The organism is Nostoc piscinale CENA21, assembly GCF_001298445.1.
In the GTDB taxonomy this organism is placed as follows: Bacteria; Cyanobacteriota; Cyanobacteriia; order Cyanobacteriales; family Nostocaceae; genus Nostoc_B; species Nostoc_B piscinale_A.
In genome coordinates this window covers 5615129-5634301 of record NZ_CP012036.1, presented here as the reverse complement: position 1 = coordinate 5634301, position 19173 = coordinate 5615129, and the positions used below count along the sequence as shown (strand labels likewise).

At 40.9% G+C, this 19173-nt stretch carries 13 protein-coding genes and 2 pseudogenes; 9 read left to right on the top strand and 6 right to left on the bottom strand.

The window, feature by feature from the left end; genetic code table 11:
* Positions 1-5 precede the first annotated feature (5 nt).
* Both ACX27_RS24030 and ACX27_RS24025 read right to left on the bottom strand, forming a co-directional pair.
* Positions 6-1274, bottom strand: coding sequence for an FAD-binding oxidoreductase (locus ACX27_RS24030; protein ID WP_144427519.1), 1269 nt, complete (start codon positions 1272-1274; stop codon positions 6-8).
* Positions 1275-1426: 152 nt separating this feature from the next.
* Positions 1427-2767: an FAD-binding oxidoreductase gene (locus tag ACX27_RS24025; protein ID WP_062296116.1), complete on the bottom strand. Its 1341-nt coding sequence runs from the start codon at positions 2765-2767 to the stop codon at positions 1427-1429.
* A 171-nt stretch (positions 2768-2938) separates the two neighbouring features.
* Between ACX27_RS24025 and ACX27_RS24020 the strand changes: the two genes are divergently transcribed.
* The gene (locus tag ACX27_RS24020; protein ID WP_062298536.1) at positions 2939-3157 is read left to right on the top strand and encodes a hypothetical protein; all 219 of its coding nucleotides are present in this window, start codon (positions 2939-2941) and stop codon (positions 3155-3157) included.
* Between the two features lie 152 nt (positions 3158-3309).
* Here the strand turns inward: ACX27_RS24020 and ACX27_RS24015 are convergent, their stop codons facing one another.
* The 4 genes from ACX27_RS24015 to ACX27_RS24000 form a co-directional block, all read right to left on the bottom strand.
* Positions 3310-4266 carry an ABC transporter permease gene (locus ACX27_RS24015; protein ID WP_235526342.1) on the bottom strand — a complete coding sequence of 319 codons (957 nt, stop codon included), beginning with the start codon at positions 4264-4266 and terminating at the stop codon, positions 3310-3312.
* Positions 4242-4994, bottom strand: coding sequence for an ABC transporter ATP-binding protein (locus tag ACX27_RS24010; protein WP_062296114.1), 753 nt, complete (start codon positions 4992-4994; stop codon positions 4242-4244). The genes ACX27_RS24015 and ACX27_RS24010 overlap by 25 nt, the downstream gene beginning before the upstream one ends.
* A 218-nt stretch (positions 4995-5212) precedes the next feature.
* The gene (locus tag ACX27_RS24005) at positions 5213-6277 is read right to left on the bottom strand and encodes an ABC transporter substrate-binding protein (RefSeq protein WP_062296113.1); all 1065 of its coding nucleotides are present in this window, start codon (positions 6275-6277) and stop codon (positions 5213-5215) included.
* 30 nt (positions 6278-6307) lie between these two features.
* A complete protein-coding gene (locus ACX27_RS24000; RefSeq protein ID WP_062296112.1) occupies positions 6308-6778 on the bottom strand; it encodes a tetratricopeptide repeat protein in 471 nt (156 codons plus the stop codon).
* Positions 6779-7356: 578 nt separating this feature from the next.
* Between ACX27_RS24000 and ACX27_RS23995 the strand changes: the two are divergent.
* From ACX27_RS23995 to ACX27_RS23960, 8 genes and pseudogenes are all read left to right on the top strand, one after another.
* A pseudogene (locus ACX27_RS23995) lies at positions 7357-8614 on the top strand (GTP cyclohydrolase II).
* 66 nt (positions 8615-8680) lie between these two features.
* On the top strand, positions 8681-9913 hold the full coding sequence (locus ACX27_RS23990; protein WP_062296111.1) for a URC4/urg3 family protein: 1233 nt from the start codon (positions 8681-8683) through the stop codon (positions 9911-9913).
* 743 nt (positions 9914-10656) lie between these two features.
* On the top strand, positions 10657-11709 hold the full coding sequence (locus ACX27_RS23985) for a response regulator (RefSeq protein WP_062296110.1): 1053 nt from the start codon (positions 10657-10659) through the stop codon (positions 11707-11709).
* Between the two features lie 32 nt (positions 11710-11741).
* Positions 11742-12120, top strand: a pseudogene (locus tag ACX27_RS23980) (response regulator).
* Between the two features lie 4 nt (positions 12121-12124).
* A complete protein-coding gene (locus ACX27_RS23975; RefSeq protein WP_062296108.1) occupies positions 12125-12622 on the top strand; it encodes a chemotaxis protein CheW in 498 nt (165 codons plus the stop codon).
* Positions 12623-12717: 95 nt separating this feature from the next.
* Positions 12718-14979 carry a methyl-accepting chemotaxis protein gene (locus tag ACX27_RS23970; protein ID WP_418006456.1) on the top strand — a complete coding sequence of 754 codons (2262 nt, stop codon included), beginning with the start codon at positions 12718-12720 and terminating at the stop codon, positions 14977-14979.
* Between the two features lie 81 nt (positions 14980-15060).
* Positions 15061-18048, top strand: coding sequence for a hybrid sensor histidine kinase/response regulator (locus ACX27_RS23965; RefSeq protein WP_062296105.1), 2988 nt, complete (start codon positions 15061-15063; stop codon positions 18046-18048).
* 773 nt (positions 18049-18821) lie between these two features.
* Positions 18822-19115, top strand: coding sequence for an acyl carrier protein (locus tag ACX27_RS23960; protein ID WP_062296104.1), 294 nt, complete (start codon positions 18822-18824; stop codon positions 19113-19115).
* Positions 19116-19173: the final 58 nt, after the last annotated feature.

Sequence of the window (19173 nt, the reverse complement as noted above, 5' to 3'; positions counted from 1 at the left end):
GTGAGTTAAATTCCACCTACAAAACGACCAGGACTTAAAATATTTTGGCTATCAAACTGTGCTTTAATGCCGCGCATTAAGGGCAAAGCATTACCTGTGTATCCCCAAACATCAATATTTTGTTTGACTGTTGTAGGTGCGGTTAAAATAGTTAAGAAGCCTTGATGATTTTGAGTGCGATCGCGCAATTCTAAAACTTGATTCTGCTCCTCTAATTGTAGCCAACCCAAACCACTACTAATATGAATTAAACCAATTTTTACTTGATTTAAAATCTCCACAGCCGCACTTGGTAACACTCCTATTTTGCAGGTAATTGCCGAATCTGTGTGCGGAGATTTGATTTGATTTTGCAATCTCTGCCATATATCGGTATCATCGCCATCGGCGTATAATGCACCATTTAACCCCAATTTTGTCCCAACTTCCAAAAGGCGGTTTGATTGTTCTTTGACACTTTCACTAATACTTTGGAAACGAGCAATTAATCCTAATCCTGTACCTAAACCTAAGTCAGATACAAGTTGTGCAGATAGTAAATCAGCTTGGGTTGGCGTTAACGCCGAACCTCGCAATGTAGAAGCGGCTTGAGATATAGCCTCTGCTGTACCAGTTAACACCACAGTACCCGCTACTTCTTGCATCGGATACACGCGAAAAGTGACTTGACTAATAATTCCTAATGTACCGTAAGACCCAGTAAACAACTTCATCAAGTCGTAGCCAGCAACGTTTTTAACAACTCGTCCACCAGCTTTGGCAATTTGCCCATCCGCACGTACAAAGGTAATACCGAGTAACTGGTCGCGGACACTACCATAACGTTGTCGCAGAGAACCTGTATCACCAGTAGCCACAATACCACCAATAGTTGCTGTTTCTGGGGCTGTGGGGTCAAGGGCAAGAAATTGGCGTGATTTTGCCAAAATTCCTTGGAGTTGGGCGAATTTCATCCCCGCTTCTACAGTGACAGTCAAATCACCAACCGCATGTTCGATGAGTTGGTTAATTCGTTCTGTACTGACGACAATATCAATGCCTTTGGCTAAATCACCCCAGTTCAGTTTACTACCACTCCCACAAGGCAGGACTCGCCACTGATTTTGATAGGCGATGGTCATAACTTGAGATAGTTGTGTTTGAGTGTGGGGATAGACAATACAAGGGGAATTTACAGCAGATGTCGCCTGTTGAATAGATTTTTGTTGACTGGCTGCGAGATTTTCCCAAAAAACAATATTTTCTTCGCCAATAATAGATGCAATACCTTTCATTAGTTTAAGTAGCTCAGTGTTAAAAATTATCGTTATGGCAAGACCAGAGAAGTCAAAAGTAAAAAACTAAAAGTCAAAAGTATTGTTCATTTTTGCCTTTTTACTTTTGCCTTTTTACTTATCGCTATACGGTTGAGGCAGCGAAAGAAAATTTACTCAGCACTCAGCACTTTACTCTTACCAGGATTCATTAACCCATAAGGGTCAACCATTTCTTTAAATTTCAACTGCTCAGGGTCAATTACTTTTCTGCCACCGTCTTCAATAATATAGGTATGAGGATTGGCAATAAACACACCTTTCGCTTCGTGGTAGTGAATAATTTCATTCAGGCGTGCTTCGGTGGTGTAACGTACAAGTTGTAAAGCCGCAGGTATGACTCGGCCTTTGACACGAATAAATTCTAAGTGCATCATCACTTCATCACCGAAATAATGATAAAGCTCTTCTACTAGTTCTAAACCTTTGTCGGCGGGGAAGATAGATTGCAAGTAGGTAATAGAAGTATCGACACTGCGGGCGTGTAAGGTGGTGTGGTTCCAGGTAAATTCAGCTAAATTGAGGCCTTTACCTGCTTCCTGGGCTGGCTTTTGATAGGTAATTTGACCGTTGTATTGCTGTACTAAACCCGGTAATAGTTCTAAGCTGGGTTCTGCAATCATTAATAAGGCTGCATGAGTAGCATCAGGAATATATTGGTGCAAGGCGCTAAAGTATTCTGGTATGGGTGAGGCGAAGATAGAGATTAATTTTTTAATCATCCCATCGGCGTTACCTAATGCCTGACCAAACTTAGCGGCTGTCATGAAGTCGTTAAAGGTGACAATAACTTCCGCCCAAGGATAAGCAGTCCCTAAAGGAATTTCGACTTCGGTGATAATGCCGTTAATTCCCCAAGCATGGTTGACTTTCTGCACATCGTCACCACGCAGTTCTATAACACGGGGTTCCTCTTCTAAAGTTACCACGCGCAATGCCAAAAGATTGCCGCGATCGCCCAGTAACCCATACTGTATCGAACCAATACCACCACTTCCACCAGCAACAAAACCCCCAATAGTGGCTGTGCGGTAGGTTGAAGGTGCCATTCGCATTTCCCAGCCAATTCCCTTTGCTTGTTTATCTAAAGCTGTCAATTTCACCCCAGCTTGGACTCGCGCTACCCCTGGGTTTATCCAGAGAATTTCCTGCATTTTGGTCATGTCTAAAATTACGCCACCGTGCATCGGTACACATTGCCCGTAGTTCCCAGTTCCCGCACCACGCACAGTTACAGGTATGCGTAATTCTGCACATATCGAAGCTACTTTAATTACTTCTTCTTCGTTGGCAGGACGGACAACAATATCGCCGACTTTGCCTGCTAATTTGGGTACAAGCACAGGGCTAAAGGTGTGGTAATCCTGGGATAATTTGGCTACTTGGTTGGGGTCGGTGATGGTTTCAATATCTGAAAAAGCAGCAGTGAGGGTTTCTAAATTGGTAGTTGCCATAGTCTTATTATTAACGCAAAGTAGCGCGGAGGTAGGCTGAGAATTAATTTCTCCGCTCCTCTAGACGCTGCAATAATTGAGTTGTAATGTTATTTATTTAATATAAGGTCTGATAGGTCGCTAACAACAAAATTAAGTTAGCATTATTTTTGTGAGCAACTAAGTATGAAAATGAAAACTGAACAAGAGTGGGAACAATTAATCAAAGCAATCAATGTACTTTTGCATCAAGCTTATGATAGTACTTTAGATGAGATTTACGCTCTGCTGCAAAAAATTGATGATGAGGAAGATGAAAATGATTTAAGAGCCTATTATGCTGCCAAGAGTGATGTTGAAAATAATAGTCTGATTGCTTGGGAGGACATTAAACAAGAAATCGCTAATTAAAAAAGCAAGAGTAATTAACCGCCGATGGACGCGGATGGACGCAGATGAGTTTTTACATTAGCAGACTAGTAAAAGCGATCGCAATCTTCAAGGTTCATATATATTTCTCTCCCTTGTCTTTTTTTACATTCCAAGTAAGACTAATTTATATACTAATTTTCATATTTCACTGCGCTTTCGTGCCATTTACTTAATATAAAATCCGATAGATAACTGAGGCTGACAAATATTAATACACCCAAGCCAGTGGTAAGGAATAAAGCGGCAAACATTCGCGGAATTTGCAGGTTATAGCTAGAAATTAAGATACGGTAGGCGATACCGGATTTTGCACCACCAGTCCCGGCGACAAATTCCGCGACGACAGCACCTATTAAGGCTAAACCACCGCTAATTTTTAATCCGCCTAAAAAATAAGGCATGGCACTAGGTAAGCGGAGATACCAGAGGGTTTGCCAGCGTGAGGCTTTGTAGAGTTGAAAGAGGTTGAGTAAGTTGCGGTCAACGCTGTTGAGTCCGAGGGTGGTGTTAGAGACGATAGGGAAAAATGCAACTATCCAGGCACAGACTACTAAGGCGGCGAAGGTGTTGTTTTTGAACCAAAGGATAATCAGGGGAGCGATCGCTACTATCGGCGTTGTCTGTAAAATAACTGCGTAGGGAAATAAACTTTTTTCTATCCACTTACTTTGGGTAAACAAAATCGCCATTAATAAGCCAGAAACAACAGCAGCAATAAAAGCTACTATCGTAATTTGTAACGTAATTAATAACGAAGAAAATAACTCGTTCCAGTCAGCAATTAACGTTTGCAATACTAATAACGGCCCAGGCAGAATATAAGGCGGTAAATTAGTGACTCGTACCAAAATATCCCACAGCAGCAACACTAACACCCCAACAACCACAGGTGCTAAAGCCTCAGCAGAAATCAACTTAGTTTGAGTCTTCCTATCAAAAATCTTCATCAGCGTCCATCCGTATGGCAGTTGCTTCAAGTCGGCAGAGCCGACGACAGTTGCTACAACGGAGGGAACCTCCGCAACGCACTGTCTCCCCAACGCACTGCCTCGTCCATCTGCGGTTAATTTATAGCTTCGGCTAAACAACGGGAAACCTTGCGGCAATATTCGTTATATAGTACTGATGTCCGAAACTCTTCATCACGGGGATAAGGCACATCAATTGCAATATCCGCCACCACCCGTCCAGGATTTGTCCCCATAACTAAGACGCGATTCGATAAATACACCGCCTCGTAAATATTATGAGTGACAAACACCACAGTCCAATGATATTTCTGCCACAAATCTAACAAATCGCTGTTCAGTTTGCTGCGGGTAATTTCATCTAAAGCCCCAAAGGGTTCATCCATTAATAGAATATTGGGTTGAGTGACTAACGCCCTAGCTATGGAAACGCGCATTTTCATCCCTCCAGATAATTGTCGGGGATAACTATCGGCAAAATTTGTCAGTCCGACTAATGCTAAGGCTTGCTGGACTAAATTTTGAGCATCTTGCTTCGGCACTCCCACCAATTTTAGCGGTAGGCGGATATTCTCTCTCACTGTTGCCCAGGGCATCAGGGCAGCATCTTGAAAGACAAAGGCTAATTTTCGCGCTGCTTGTGGTATGCCCCAGTCAATATTACCGGAACTGACTTTACCTAATCCGGCTATTAATCGCAGTACTGTGCTTTTACCGCATCCCGAAGCACCTACTAAGCTGACAAATTGCGCTTCGGGAATTGATAAGTTTAGGTCTTGTAAGGCAACAGTGCCGTTAGCGTAGACTTTGCTAATGTGACTCAGAGTAATTGCTGTATGGTTACTCATTCTCAGGACTTACGCAAAAGTATGAAAAAACGAACCGCAAAGGACACGAAGTTATAAGAGTTTAAGAGAGTTCTTGCGTAAGTCATAATTCTTTTTAACGTAGACGCGAAGCGGCTTCCCGCAGGGTACCGCAAAGGACGCAAAAAACGCGAAGTTATAAGAGTTTGACAGAGTTCTTGCGTAAATCCTATCACCTGTCACCTGTAACCTATCACCTGTCACCTGCTGTAATACTCCATACCTTTATTGACGAATTGCAAAGTAAAGGCATCTTTGTAGTTAACATTGGGTTTGTAAACCCCAGCCGTTACCATGCTATCGTAGAGTACTTGCCAGCGTTCTTCACTCATTGCCCCGATACCTTGTTTTTCGGCAGTACCAGAAGTAATGATCCCATATTCTTTGAGTTTTTGAATGCCGAAGGCTAGTTGGTCATCGGTCATTTCGGGGTTATCTTTTTTGATGAGTTGATTTCCTGGTTGGGGATTTTCGAGGTAGCTGTACCAACCTTTAATGGAAGCGTCAACAAATCGCTGGACTAAATCGGGATTTTTTTCTACTAGTTCTTTTGTGGTTTCGATGGTCGTGGCGTAGGTAGAGTAACCGTAATCTGCTAGTAAAAAGACTGTGGGTTTAAACCCGCCTTGTTTTTCAATGGCGTAGGGTTCTGAGGTGATGTAACCTTGCTGTGCTGAGGTTTTATCTGCCAGGAAGGGGGCGGGATTAAAGTTGTAGGGGCGTTTTTGGTCGTCGGTAAAACCATACTTAACTTTTAGAACTGGCCAATATGTGACGTTTGCTGCTGCTGAGACGTAAATTGGTTTGCCTTTGAGGTCGGCAAGGGTTTGAATTGCTGGGTTGGGATGGGATATTAGACATTGCGGGTCTTTTTGAAAGATGGCCGCGACGGTAATTTTGGGGATTCCTTGGGCAATGGCGTTAATGGCATCGATGCCATACCCCATAAAAAAGTCAACTGCACCCCCGACTAACAACTGAGTGCCGCTTGGTACTTGTGGGCCACCCATTTTAATGGTGACATCTAGACCATGCTTTTGGTAAATACCAGTAGCGATCGCTTGGTAAAATCCGCCATGTTCTGCTTGTGCATACCAGTTTGTCCCAAAGCTGACTTTATCTAACTGTGAACTTGAATTTGCTGGTTGGTTACTGTTGGTACAAGCAGCAAGCAAGCCGCTACCCATACAGATGAAACCATGCTGAATAAACTGGCGGCGACTAAAGCGATGAATCACTGTTGTTGTGGGTGGTAACGGATTCATAAAACCAAAGAATGTAATCAGACCGATTTTTTAACTGAGTCTGAGTGTACATTCTAAAATCAGTTTTTGATTTACTAAAGAATAAGGTTGAATTGCTAAAGCACGTTTAAAGGCTTTAATTGCATCCACATACTGACCAATGGCGGCATAACACAAGCCCATACCATGCAGTGCGCCAAAATGCACTGGATTAATTTGAATCACCATCTGACAGTCTGCCAGAGATTCTTTATATTTACCGAGACTGTAGTACAGAAAAGCGCGGCGATTCCAAGCTTCGGCAAAATCAGGCTGTTCTTGGATGAGTTTAGTCAACAGTGATTCTGCTTCCGTGGTTTTACCTGCATCTAGCAGTTTTTGGCTTTTGTCGATTTTTTCCAGACCGTGAATACCCTTTTGCTGAAACCAGATTCGCCACAGTTTCTTGGTTGCTTTTTCCCGGACAGAAGCATTAGGGTTCTTCAAATCTTCAAGTAAAGAATTAATAGATAAAGAATCCATGAATTTGAGAGATTTCGAGATTAGTGTTTTTACCTTATTAATAACTTTCGCACAAAATTATCTCCTCAGTGACATTTAATGCCATCTTTAAATTTCTTCCACATTAGTATGAATAAATAACGAATTTTATGTTAGTAATTGTATTAACCAATACTGACAAATACGAAACTCTACATAATAGAGTTGTAAATAATTAGTCACTAAGAAACCGCACATCAAAAACAGAAAACTTACTCAAGATACTTGACAACTACTGAGTTACTAATAAGTCAGAAAAACATTACATAAAGGAGGCAAAAGGCAGAAGGCAGGAGGCAGGAGGTTTTGTATCCTGCGGGAAGCTAAGGTAACAACCATTTTCACGAAAGTTTAGTGGTAGTCTTAAACTCTTCCTCCTGCCTCCTGCCCCCTAACTCCTGCCTTCAAAGATAAATTTATGATTAATAGTTCCTGAGTCGGATAGAATACGGATTTTTCTCTGCAATCAAGCAAAAATCCCAACTTTAGCATTCTCAAGCCCTCATTGGACTGTTGGGCAAATCCAAAATCTCAAATCTCAAATCTAAAATTGTGTGACTATGCCAAAGCCAAATAGTGTTTCCCGGCATATTGTTTTAACATCACATCCAAGTCGTTTCGGCCCCAAGCCAATACCTATTAACTGGGGCGGAAGTGAACCGATGGAACGCGGCCCGGTAATTGCAACGTTGACGAACCAAGGCCATCGCAATGTGATTGGGACTCATTCGGGCGGATATGCGATTTATCGGGCTTTAGCGGTGGCGAGTGGCGCTTTACAAACAGACCACCGCGCTGATTTAACCAATACTTCCCCAATTGAGCAGATCGGCCCCCATCCAAGTTGGGCTGACCCTGATAAAATCGTCTCACTTGATCCTTTGGGAGCGATCGCACCGGAAATTTTTTTCTGCCTATTTACAACAGGGTTACGATATCCGCCCGACAATTGCCATTACCAAGGCACATATTAATATGCCGGAACTGCAAGAGGCGGTGGCGAAAGGGCGCTTGCAGGTGGATGGGCAAATTATGAAACCTGGCGGTGACTTGGTTGTGACGAAAGCAGCCATTGAACCAGTGTGGTATTTACCAGGCGTTGCTAAACGCTTTGGTATTACGGAAGGAGATTTGCGCCGCGCCTTGTTTGAACAAACTGGAGGGATGTTTCCAGAACTAGTAACACGTTCTGATTTAGAAGTATTTTTACCGCCTATTGGGGGTTTAACTGTATATATTGTCGGGGATATCACCGCAATTACCGACCCGAATAAACCTGTGGCTGTGCGGGTACATGATGAGTGTAATGGTTCTGATGTATTTGGTTCAGATATTTGTACCTGTCGCCCTTATTTAGTCCACGGGATTGAGGTATGTGTCCAAACTGCCCAGGAAGGTGGGGTGGGAATTATTGTCTACTGTCGCAAAGAAGGGCGGGCTTTGGGCGAGGTGACGAAGTTCTTAGTATACAATGCCCGGAAGCGTCAGGAAGGAGGCGATCGCGCTGATGCCTATTTTGCCCGGACAGAATGCGTCGCGGGTGTCCAAGATATGCGCTTTCAGGAACTTATGCCCGATGTGTTACATTGGCTGGGGATTACCCGCATTGACCGGATGGTGTCGATGAGTAATATGAAATTCAACGCCATTACTCAGTCTGGTATTGAAATTGTTGAACGCATTGCGATACCGGAAGATTTGATTCCCCAAGATGCGCGGGTGGAAATTGAAGCGAAGAAGGCTGCGGGTTATTACACTACGGGGGATGTGTTGGATACAGATGGTTTGTCGGAGGTGAAGGGACGTTCTTTGGAGTAAACAAGGGGAGTCGGGAATGGGGAGTCGGGTAAATTTTTACTACTCCCTATGATTTGGAGGTGAAGGGTGGAAAAAACCGCAGAGGCGCAGAGTTCACAGAGAGAAATTGAGTATTTGCGATCGCCCAGGGCGATAAGAGAAAGGTGTGGGCAAATTTTGGCGCTGGTGAATGAGGGGAAGTCGTCTTACTTTACTTGTGATTTGTCGCAGTTGGGAAAAGTGGCAGATTATGTAATTGAAGTGATGCGGAGTGAGTATCCCGATTTAAATATTCCCTTTCATAGTCGATGGCGACATTTTGAGGTGCAGGGTATACCGCGTTTGGCAAAGTTAGATAATTTGTTAGCGGGGCTAACGCCTTTGCAACAAGCTATTGCTAAGTTTGATTTGGCAATTGTGAGTGTGTTGTTAGATGCGGGGGCGGGAGAAAGTTGGCGTTATCGTGAACAGTCAACGGGCTTGAGTTTGGGGCGTTCTGAAGGGTTGGCTATTGCCAGCTTTGAGATGTTTTGTGCAGGGGCATTTTCGCTTTCAGGTTTGCCGCAAGTGGATGCTTTGAAATTGCTGAGGTTAACTGAAGCAGAATTAGCAACTGGGTTTCAGGTTAGTGCAGAAAATCCATTGGTGGGAATGAGTGGGCGATCGCAATTATTGCAGAGATTGGGGCGAGTGGTAATTGCTTTCCCTCATTTGTTTGGCGAAGAAAACCCGCGTCCAGGCAATTTAGTTAATTACCTTGTGAGTAAATCCCAAAATGGGCAGTTAGCAGCGACAACGGTATTAAGTGCAGTGTTGCAAGGGTTGAGTGAGATTTGGCCGGGAAGATTAACCATTGCTGGTGTTAATTTGGGTGATGTTTGGCAACATTCTGCTATTAGTGATGATGGGTTAGTTCCATTTCACAAACTTTCCCAATGGTTGACATATTCTTTATTAGAACCATTACAAGAACTAGGTTTAATTATTACTGATTTAGATGAACTGACAGGATTACCAGAATACCGTAATGGTGGCTTATGTCTCGATTTAGGATTAATTAAGCTGAAAGATCCAAATATTTTGGATTCATCTCATTCTGTTGATTCAGAATTAATCATTGAATGGCGGGCTTTAACTGTAATTTTATTAGATGAAATTGCAGCTACTGTCCGCGAAAAGTTAGGTATGAGTGTTGCAGAACTACCTTTAGTAAAAATCCTCCAAGGCGGAACCTGGACAGCAGGACGCAAAATAGCCGCAGCACTCAGAAAAGGCGGTCAACCCCCTATCCAAATCAACAGTGATGGGACAGTATTTTAAAAGCTTAGAATTAAGGATTGGGGAAAGGGTGAACTTTCAAGGGTAGGTATAACGAACACAATATTATCTGTTTGGCGATCGCCTACAAGTCAATCAAACTCAAAATATTTACCCAAGTTTATTGCATCAGTAATTTTATCTGAGTTGACAAAAAATTGTTGAAATACTTACATTTTACTTTATAGTACTACGTGTCAAGCAAATAGTCTAGCAAGTAAACTGTTGAAGTTTCATTAAGACCACCAATAGTTGTACTTTCCGTGGGAATCATATAGACAATTCCACTAACAACGACTAGAGGTGATTGCATCCGATGAATTTATGTAAATTCCCGGTAATCTTACTTAACTAAACATTACATTATATCTGATTTGGGCAAAGCTGATTTTTTTTTAAGTGTAACTACTGAGAAAAATCTAGTTAAATTTTGCTAATTTAGCAGTGTTCTTTAAGATTTGCTTATCTAAAAGTTGATGAAAAGCAAGGGCATGGTTTTAATTTTTACAGTTAGTAAAGTTAACTCTCCTGATGCTGACAATTTCAACAGCAGTAATTAATTTAACTTTTAATTACTCATATAAATAAAGATGTAAATGCCAACAGCCATAACATCAAGTTACGATTTCCTAAATTTCAACTTAAGTATTTGTAGTATTTTTTGACGCAAAAACGAAGTTTTCTGGGGAATAGTAACTAAAAAATGTACCAATTTATATGAAACGTCTTGAATTTCGCTGAAGTAAATGCAAAATCTAACTCCTATGAGTAGTCATCGGTTAATCCAAAAACTACATCCACTATCTTTATTAGCACAGCTAACTAGTCGGCGTGCAACGGGTTGCTTACGTGTATTTACTGGTTCAACCTCATGGTCAATCCATCTCGAAGAAGGTAAACTTACTTATGCTTCTTCATCTGATAAGGTGTTTGAGCGGCTTGATAATCAGTTGCGGCGCTTGAGTTTAAATATTCCCACTCTCAACAGTGCAACTCGTGTACAAATGCGACTGATGTTTGAACCAGCCAATGAGAATCTGTCAATTCCATATCCAGATTACCAAGCTATTTGTTGGTTAGTAGAGCAGCGTTACATTAGTTCTATGCAAGCAGCTACTTTAGTAGATGAATTAGCTAAAGAGGTGCTGGAATCATTTTTAATTTTAAAAGAAGGAACCTACGAATTTTATCCTGACAGTTCTTGGAATGAACTACCAAAGTTCTGTCAACTAGACTTGCGTTTACTAGTGGAATATTGTCAAAGACAATTACGACATCGTTACCATGTGCAGCAACCAACCAATGCTGCTAAAGGTTCGCCAGTTTTACCAGCAATCAATTCACTATCAAATAACAAGACATTAACAAAAAATAACAATTTTGATTCTGGTGAAAATAGCAATCAGAAACATATCAAGCACCGGGAAAGAAGTAGCTTATATACAGTTGCTTGCATTGATGATAGTCAAACTGTGTTAAATTCTATCAAATTATTTTTAGATGAAAATACCTTTTCAGTGGTGACAATTAATGATCCTGTTAAGGCATTAATGCAGATTCTCCGCAGTAAACCTGACTTGATTTTGCTAGATGTCGAAATGCCCAACTTAGATGGTTATGAACTTTGTTCATTATTACGTAGGCATTCATCCTTTAAAAATACACCAATCATTATGGTGACTGGAAGGACAGGATTTATTGATAGGGCGAAAGCCAAAATGGTCAGATCATCTGGCTATTTGACTAAGCCTTTTACTCAATCAGAATTACTGAAAATTGTGTTTAAACATATTAAATAAGACTGTCTTTCCTACAATAAGGAGAATTAGGAGTGAGTTTGACTTTGGTAGGCACAATTTTAATTGTTGAAGATTCGCCCAGCGAATTAGAATTGATGAGTCATTATCTCAGAGAAAGTGGCTATAACGTTATCAAAGCCAGTGGTGCGAAAGAAGCTTTAGAGCAAGCAATTTCACAAACACCAGATGTCATTGTAACTGATGTTGTTATGCCAGGAATGAGCGGTTTTGAGTTGTGCCGTTCACTGAAAAAAAAATCCAGTAACTCAAAAGTTACCCATAGTTATTTGTAGCTCAAAAAATCTAGAAATTGATAGATTATGGGCTATGAAACAAGGCGCAGATGTGTATCTGACTAAACCATACACTAGAGAACAGTTATTAAGAGCTATTAAATCAGTGGTGCTTTAAATTCATGAATAATACTAACGTGATCCTTGCGGAAAAACCGCTTCAAAATCATCTAGGAGATGGTTATCTAAAGTTTCAGCTAAATCAACAAACGGCGGCAATCTTGGCAATGAATCACACTCAAGAAGCCGTGATTTTGCCTGTAGAAGCGATAACGCCAATGCCAAATATGCAGGGATGTATTTTAGGCTTAATGAATTGGCGTAGTCGAATAATTTGGACTATTGATTTACCCCGAATGTTGAATTTAGAAGCGATAGATACCAGAAGGCAACAGTATAATGTCATTGTGATTAAGGTAGAATCACTGCTTTTAGGTTTAGTTGTACAAGAAATTAAAGGAACAACTAAAATTTTGGTTGATGAGATTCATTCCCCAATTGGGCAAGTAGCATCTAGTTTAGTTCCTTATTTGCGCGGATGTGTTGTACAGCAAGAAGAAATTTTACTGGCGTTAGATGCACAAGCAATTGTGCAATCTTCTATTCTCCGCAGTGATTAAGTTATCTATTATTAGATAACTTTAAATATTTTTTGATGTACCTATGCAGGAGAAGTTCAGCATGTTTAATAAGACTGACACGGCTAAGAGTGGTGATGGAAAAAAATCGTGCTTCGTTAATTGCATCGACCAAGGTTTCTGAGAATAAGATACCTTGGAAGACTAGTTCTCAGATAGCGAATGCTGATGGAGAAACACAGCCAAATTTAGGTGGACATTTAAAAAGGCTGAGTTTAGAAACAAAAGCAACAATGTTAGCGATCGCCATCAGTACTATACCAGCTTTATTCATTGGTGCGATCGCCTACCATTTAACTAGTAAATCCTTAACCAAGCAAATTACCCAATCTCAAACGACTGAAGCTGTTGATTTAACTGAAAAAATTAACCGCTTTATGTCCGACCGATATGGAGATATTCAAATACTGGCTAACTCACCTTTATTTGCCAAGGGCAACCTCACTAGCAATACTAATAATCAAGAAAAGCAAGCACTACTCGATAAAATTCTCACAAATTATCAGAATTATAATAGTATTGCGGTCTTCGATACCGAGGGAAATGTCATTGTTCAATCTTCGGGTGAATCGATAGATAACCAAAAAGACAATAGTTATTTTCAAGCGACACTGCTAAAAGATGCGGCCGTCATTATGCAGCCAGAAAAGTCTGCTGATATTTATCTTGCTGCCCCAATTAAAAATAGCATCACAGGTAAAACTTTAGGCGTAGTCAGAACCAGTCTACCAACCAAAGCTTTAGCCGAAACTATCAAAAATTATGCTGTTAATGGTTATCAATATGCTTTAGTCAATAATTCTGGCAAAGTTTTCTTAAGTTCACGCCCAGAATTATTAGGCAAAGAAGCAAAAGCCGAGTATCCTGGTTTAGCCAAAATTCTCGCCACCAATAATATTGCTACACTCACAACCGTTCCCCAAAGCCAGCGTAAACGGCAATTAATTAGTTACGTTCCAGCACCCAAAATTGCAGGTGTATCAGATTTAAATTGGCAAATATTACTCACCAATGATGCGGCAATTTTATACGGTACACAACAACAATTGTTGTGGATTGTAATGATTGGCACAGCCTTGATTGGAATAATTGTAGCAGCGATCGCAGCTTGGTTAGCCAAACGTACCACACAGCCAATCATCAATGCCACCGCCGCCGTCGCCAAACTCGGACAAGGTGAACTCAACATCCGCCTCGCCTCCGAAAGAGAAGACGAGTTAGGCGTATTAAGTGCCAATATTGATCACATGGCTGCCAAATTGCAGGTATTAGTCAACGAACAAGCCGAAATTGACCACACTAAGACAATAATTCAAGCCACTTCCCCAGAAGAACGCCCCACACAAGAAGCCTTACAACTGCAACTCTTAGAACTACTCAACGATATAGAAGGTGCAGCTAGAGGTGACTTAACAGTCCGCGCAGATGTTACAGATGGTGAAATTGGCACTGTCGCCGACTTTTTCAACTCTATTGTCGAGAGTTTGCGGGATATCGTTACCCAAGTTAAACAAGCAGCCACCCAAGTCAACACTGCTATTGGTTCCAACGAAACAGCTATTCAAAAACTTGCAGACGAAGCCCTGGTACAAGCCGAGGAAATTAACCGCGCCTTAGATGCTGTGGATAATATGACTCATTCTATGCAAGCAGTGGCTAATAGTGCGGAACAAGCTGCTACCGTGGCGAATAACGCCGCCCAAAATGCTTCTAAAAGTGAAGAGGCGATGTATTTAACAGTGCAGAACATTCTTTCATTGCGGGAAACTGTCGGCGAAACCGCCCAGAAAGTCAAACGTTTAGGCGAGTCTTCCCAACAAATTTCTCGTGTCGTTTCCTTAATTAATCAAATTGCGATGCAAACTAACTTACTCGCCATTAACGCAGGTATCGAAGCCGCCCGTGCTGGTGAAGAAGGACAAGGTTTTGCTGTGGTAGCCGAAGAAGTAGGTGAGTTAGCAGCCCGTAGCGCCGCAGCCACCCAAGAAATTGAACAAATTGTCGAGAACATTCAACGGGAAACCAGCGCCGTTGTGCAGGCGATGGAAATTGGTACTACCCAAGTTGGTGAAGGTGCGCGGGTAGTGGAAGAAGCCAAACAAAATCTCGGCCAGATTTTTGATGTTTCTCGTCAAATTGATTCTTTAGTACAGTCTATTTCTTCTGCAACCGCATCTCAAGTGCAAACATCGCAAACTGTGAGTTTGTTAATGAAAGAAATCGCGGCGATTTCTCAGCGTACCAGAGATTCTTCTAGCTCTGTTTGCCAATCTCTTAAACAAACTGTTGAAATTTCTCATAAGTTGCAAGAGACTGTTGAAACTTTTAAAGTGAATTGATTTTATCACTTGTCATTTGTCTTTTTTTGACTAATGACAAATGACCAATAACTAATGACCAATGACTAATCATTAAAAACAATGTCACAAGATAAAGAATTAGAAATCCAGATGCAATTTCTGGAAGAAGCGACAGATTACCTCAATACCTTAGAGGGAGTCTTGCTGGAAATTGATACCAGCCATCGCATAGATTTAGAAAAAATTAATGGCGCACTCCGCGCTGCCCACTCTATTAAAGGTGGTGCAGCAATGATGGGATTTCGGGTGTTAAGTGATTTAGCACACCGTTTAGAAGATGCTTTTAAAGTTTTAAAAACCCGTAAAAGTTCGTTAGAAATTGACCAACAATTGCAAAGTTTATTGCTTTCGGCAATTGATTGGATGCGGCAAATTGTGGATTTGCTATCAACCCAAAGTGTTATAGAAGAAGAATGGTTAACGAGTTTTTGTTATCCAGTTTTTGACGAACTTTATCAACGTTTGGGTGATCCTACTCCCGAAGATGCGACAACAATATTGTCTCCAGAAGATGGGCAAAGTATTATTCCTTTGTTATTTGAAACAGAAGTAGAAGGTTGTTTGCAACGTTTAGAATCTGTTTTGGCTGATAGTCAACAACCTTGTTTACAAGAAGAAGTGGCTATTATGGCGGCGGAATTAGGCGGTTTGGGAGAAATGCTGCAATTGTCTGCCTTTAGCCAACTGTGTGATTCTATTAAACAAACTATCGAATCTGCCGCACCAGAACGCATCTCAGACATTGCTCAGATAGCATTGCAAACATGGCGGCGATCGCAAGCTTTAGTTTTAACCAATCAACTCGATAGTTTACCTAGAGTTATTGAGTTGAGTGAAATACCAACTACTTCCACAAATTATAATCAAATTGCGCCACTGTCAACCGCAGATGCAATCGCTCAATTCTTGGCTACAGATAACGGCGTTTACCCAGAAATAGAATTAGTCGAAACACCTGTAATTCACCAAGAAACAGAAATAACTGCAAGTAATTTTATGCCTGTAGAGGCAGATATTCATTCTGTGAATCTGCCGGAAATTAACAATATTATTGCTGAACATAAAACTGAACCAATTACGCCTAGTAAAGACCGCGAACATTCCGAAAATACAGTCAGAGTTCCTAGTAAACAATTAGAACAAATTAATGATTTATTTAGTGAACTAATTGTGCAGAGAAACGGACTGCATTCGCAACTAGAAAAGTTACGTAAACTCTCACGCAATCTCGGACAGAAAGTGCAGAATCTGGATAGAGAAAATCAAGAATTACGTATGGCATATAACCGTGTACTATCAGCTAGTATCCGGCAAAATAACGGCATCATATTAACTGAAAATTCAGAAAATGAAAGTGTTTCTTCCCCAACTCAGCACTTATCCACCACTCATCACTCTCTCGAAGAAATTCATTTGCGATCGCAAGATATAGCCGAAACAATTGTCCAGGTGCAAGAAGTCTCCACCGATATTCAATTAAGTGTCGATGATGCTGACCAAATCGCTCGCAAATTAAACAAAACATCCAAGCAATTACAAACCAAACTCAATCAAGTGCGGATGCGGCCGATTTCTGAATTAGTCGAGCGTTTTCCGAGAGCCATCCGCGACTTAAATGTAGAGTATGGAAAAAATGTCCAGCTAAAAATTGAAGGCGGCAATACGTTAATTGAACGTAGCATTTTAGAAGCATTAAATGACCCTTTAATGCACTTATTAAGAAATGCTTTTGATCATGGCATTGAAGAACCAGCCACTCGCCGCAACTTAGGTAAATCAGAACAAGGATTAATCGAAATTCACGCCACTCATCGCAGCAATCGGACTATTATTAGTATGCGCGATGATGGCAGAGGAATTTCTTTAGAAAAAATTCGTTCTCGCGCCTTAGCAATGGGTTTAGATAGTTCACTATTAGAAAGTGCTAGTGATGATGAACTACTATCGCTAATCTTTGAACCGGGGTTTAGTACCTCCGAAACAGTCACCGCCTTATCTGGTCGTGGTGTGGGTATGGATGTGGTACGCAACAATTTAAAACTGGTACGCGGCGATATCACAGTTGACACGGAACCCGGCGTTGGTACGACTTTCACCTTATCAGTACCCTTTACCTTATCTGTAGCGAGAGTGCTGTTAATCGAAACCAGTAAAATATTGCTGGCATTTCCCACTGATGTCATATCAGAAGTATTTTTACTCCAAAGCGATCGCATCATCTCAATGGGAGGTAGCGAAGTCCTCAACTGGCAAGGTACAATGCTGCCATTGATTCGCCTGGGACAATATCTGCAATTTAACTGTCCCCGCTACGACAGTCCCGAACTGGAAACTCCCGCCGCCATTAACGCCAGCAGTGTCTTAATTGTGAAAGGTAACAATCAAACTGTCGCCATTCAAGTAGACCGTTGTTGGGGCGAACAAGAAGTAGCCATCCGGCAAGTTGAAGGTAATATACCTTTACCAGAAGGCTTTAGTAACTGCACAATTCTTGGTGATGGTCGAGTGGTTGCCTTAGTTAATGCTAACGAATTACTCTATTGGATTGCTACCAATCAAAATACACCCAAAAACAATCAATTACCCTCCGTTAGATTAAAAACACCCTTTCTGTTCGTTGACAGTGAAAAACTTGCGGCCTTACCTCCCAAGCCCAAAGGTAAAATTTTAATCATCGATGACTCCATTAACGTCCGCCGTTTCTTAGCACTTACCTTAGAAAAAGGCGGCTATCAAGTAGAACAAGCAAAAGACGGTCAAGACGCTTTAGAAAAACTCGAAACAGGCTTACAAATTGCCGCCGTCATTTGTGATATTGAAATGCCTCGTCTTGACGGGTATGGATTTTTAGGCAAAGTCAAAAACAATGGTGATTTGAAAAATATCCCCGTTGCTATGCTGACTTCCCGTAGCAGCGATAAACATCGCCGTATGGCAATGCAGCTAGGAGCTAGAGCCTATTTTTCTAAACCTTACAACGAGCAAGAATTACTCCGTACTCTAGAGCAACTCATTGATAATGTCGCCGAAAGCGCAGCTTCTAATTAACAAATCAAGCATAACTTGCTTTCTAATTATTTAATTCAGCAACTGAAACTCCCAAGTATTCTTATGTGCTTGGTTTGATTTTAATTGTAGCGGGTTCAGGCACAGCCCTACCCGCTCTTTATGTTATACCAAGTTGCAATCAAAGATAGTATTTGGGCTGGGAGTAGGGAGTGGGGAGTAGGAATATTATTTCTGAACGCAACTAATACTAATACCATTTCACGAAAAATTTGATACAGATGTAAACCCTAAAAGCTTTGCTGTATCTAAGTTTTTTAATTGCGTTAGCGTAGCGGTAGCGAGCCTGCGATAGCGAAGCGTTAGCGAGGAACGAGCGTCGCGTCATTGCGAATTGCGAATTGTGAATTGGTATAAGTTGCGTAAGTCCTGTTAAATATAAACTTTTTTGAAAAATAGGCTACTTGTCATTCTTTTTAGATTTAATCAATTAATTTTAACCCGAACTAAATTGGAGAAAATACTCTTAAAAAATATCATAGAACACAAATTTAAATTAAAAGTATGATTATTATATGTTAAATTAATCGCAGAGATTGGCAATAATAGTCATCAATTAAATCTACCTTAGTATTAATAAATTAGGGCTATAATTCTACCTTTATCCAGAAGCAGAATACTTTATTATTGAAATCTGCCAGATAGAGATTTTGTGATCATCTGTGTGTTGGTTATCACACTCTGGTCAATTCTGTGTATTCTGAATTCTTACAACACCAAGCACAAAGCAAAATCAAAAAAATCAAGGTCAGTATATGAATTCATCGAATGCAATTCAAACTTTCACTGTTGAAAAAATTCAAACTTGGTTAACATCTCATCTAGCTGAATTACTGGGAATTGAAGTAGCAGAGATAGACATTCAAGCACCTCTTGATAGCTACGGTTTAGATTCAGCACAAGGTATGTTTCTCGTAGCTAAAGGAGGTGAGTTTTTTGGATTTCAACTTTCTCCTTTACTATTATGGCATTATCCTACAATTGAATTGCTTTCACAGCGTTTAGCCGAAGAAGCTCAAGCTTCCGAGTCAGAAATATTTGAGATTTAGATACTGCACATATACGTTTCATAAATGCGGGATGAAAGAAAATATTTAACCAAAGTTA

Excerpts from the sequence above, each read along its gene's own strand:
- ACX27_RS24010 (WP_062296114.1), bottom strand. The coding sequence starts at position 4,994 with ATGAGTAACCATACAGCAATTACTCTGAGTCACATTAGCAAAGTCTAC.
- ACX27_RS24030 (WP_144427519.1), bottom strand. The coding sequence starts at position 1,274 with ATGAAAGGTATTGCATCTATTATTGGCGAAGAAAATATTGTTTTTTGG.
- ACX27_RS23960 (WP_062296104.1), top strand. The coding sequence starts at position 18,822 with ATGAATTCATCGAATGCAATTCAAACTTTCACTGTTGAAAAAATTCAA.
- ACX27_RS24025 (WP_062296116.1), bottom strand. The coding sequence starts at position 2,767 with ATGGCAACTACCAATTTAGAAACCCTCACTGCTGCTTTTTCAGATATT.
- ACX27_RS23970 (WP_418006456.1), top strand. The coding sequence starts at position 12,718 with ATGGAAAAAAATCGTGCTTCGTTAATTGCATCGACCAAGGTTTCTGAG.
- ACX27_RS24000 (WP_062296112.1), bottom strand. The coding sequence starts at position 6,778 with ATGGATTCTTTATCTATTAATTCTTTACTTGAAGATTTGAAGAACCCT.
- ACX27_RS24005 (WP_062296113.1), bottom strand. The coding sequence starts at position 6,277 with ATGAATCCGTTACCACCCACAACAACAGTGATTCATCGCTTTAGTCGC.
- ACX27_RS23965 (WP_062296105.1), top strand. The coding sequence starts at position 15,061 with ATGTCACAAGATAAAGAATTAGAAATCCAGATGCAATTTCTGGAAGAA.
- ACX27_RS23975 (WP_062296108.1), top strand. The coding sequence starts at position 12,125 with ATGAATAATACTAACGTGATCCTTGCGGAAAAACCGCTTCAAAATCAT.
- ACX27_RS23985 (WP_062296110.1), top strand. The coding sequence starts at position 10,657 with ATGCAAAATCTAACTCCTATGAGTAGTCATCGGTTAATCCAAAAACTA.
- ACX27_RS24020 (WP_062298536.1), top strand. The coding sequence starts at position 2,939 with ATGAAAACTGAACAAGAGTGGGAACAATTAATCAAAGCAATCAATGTA.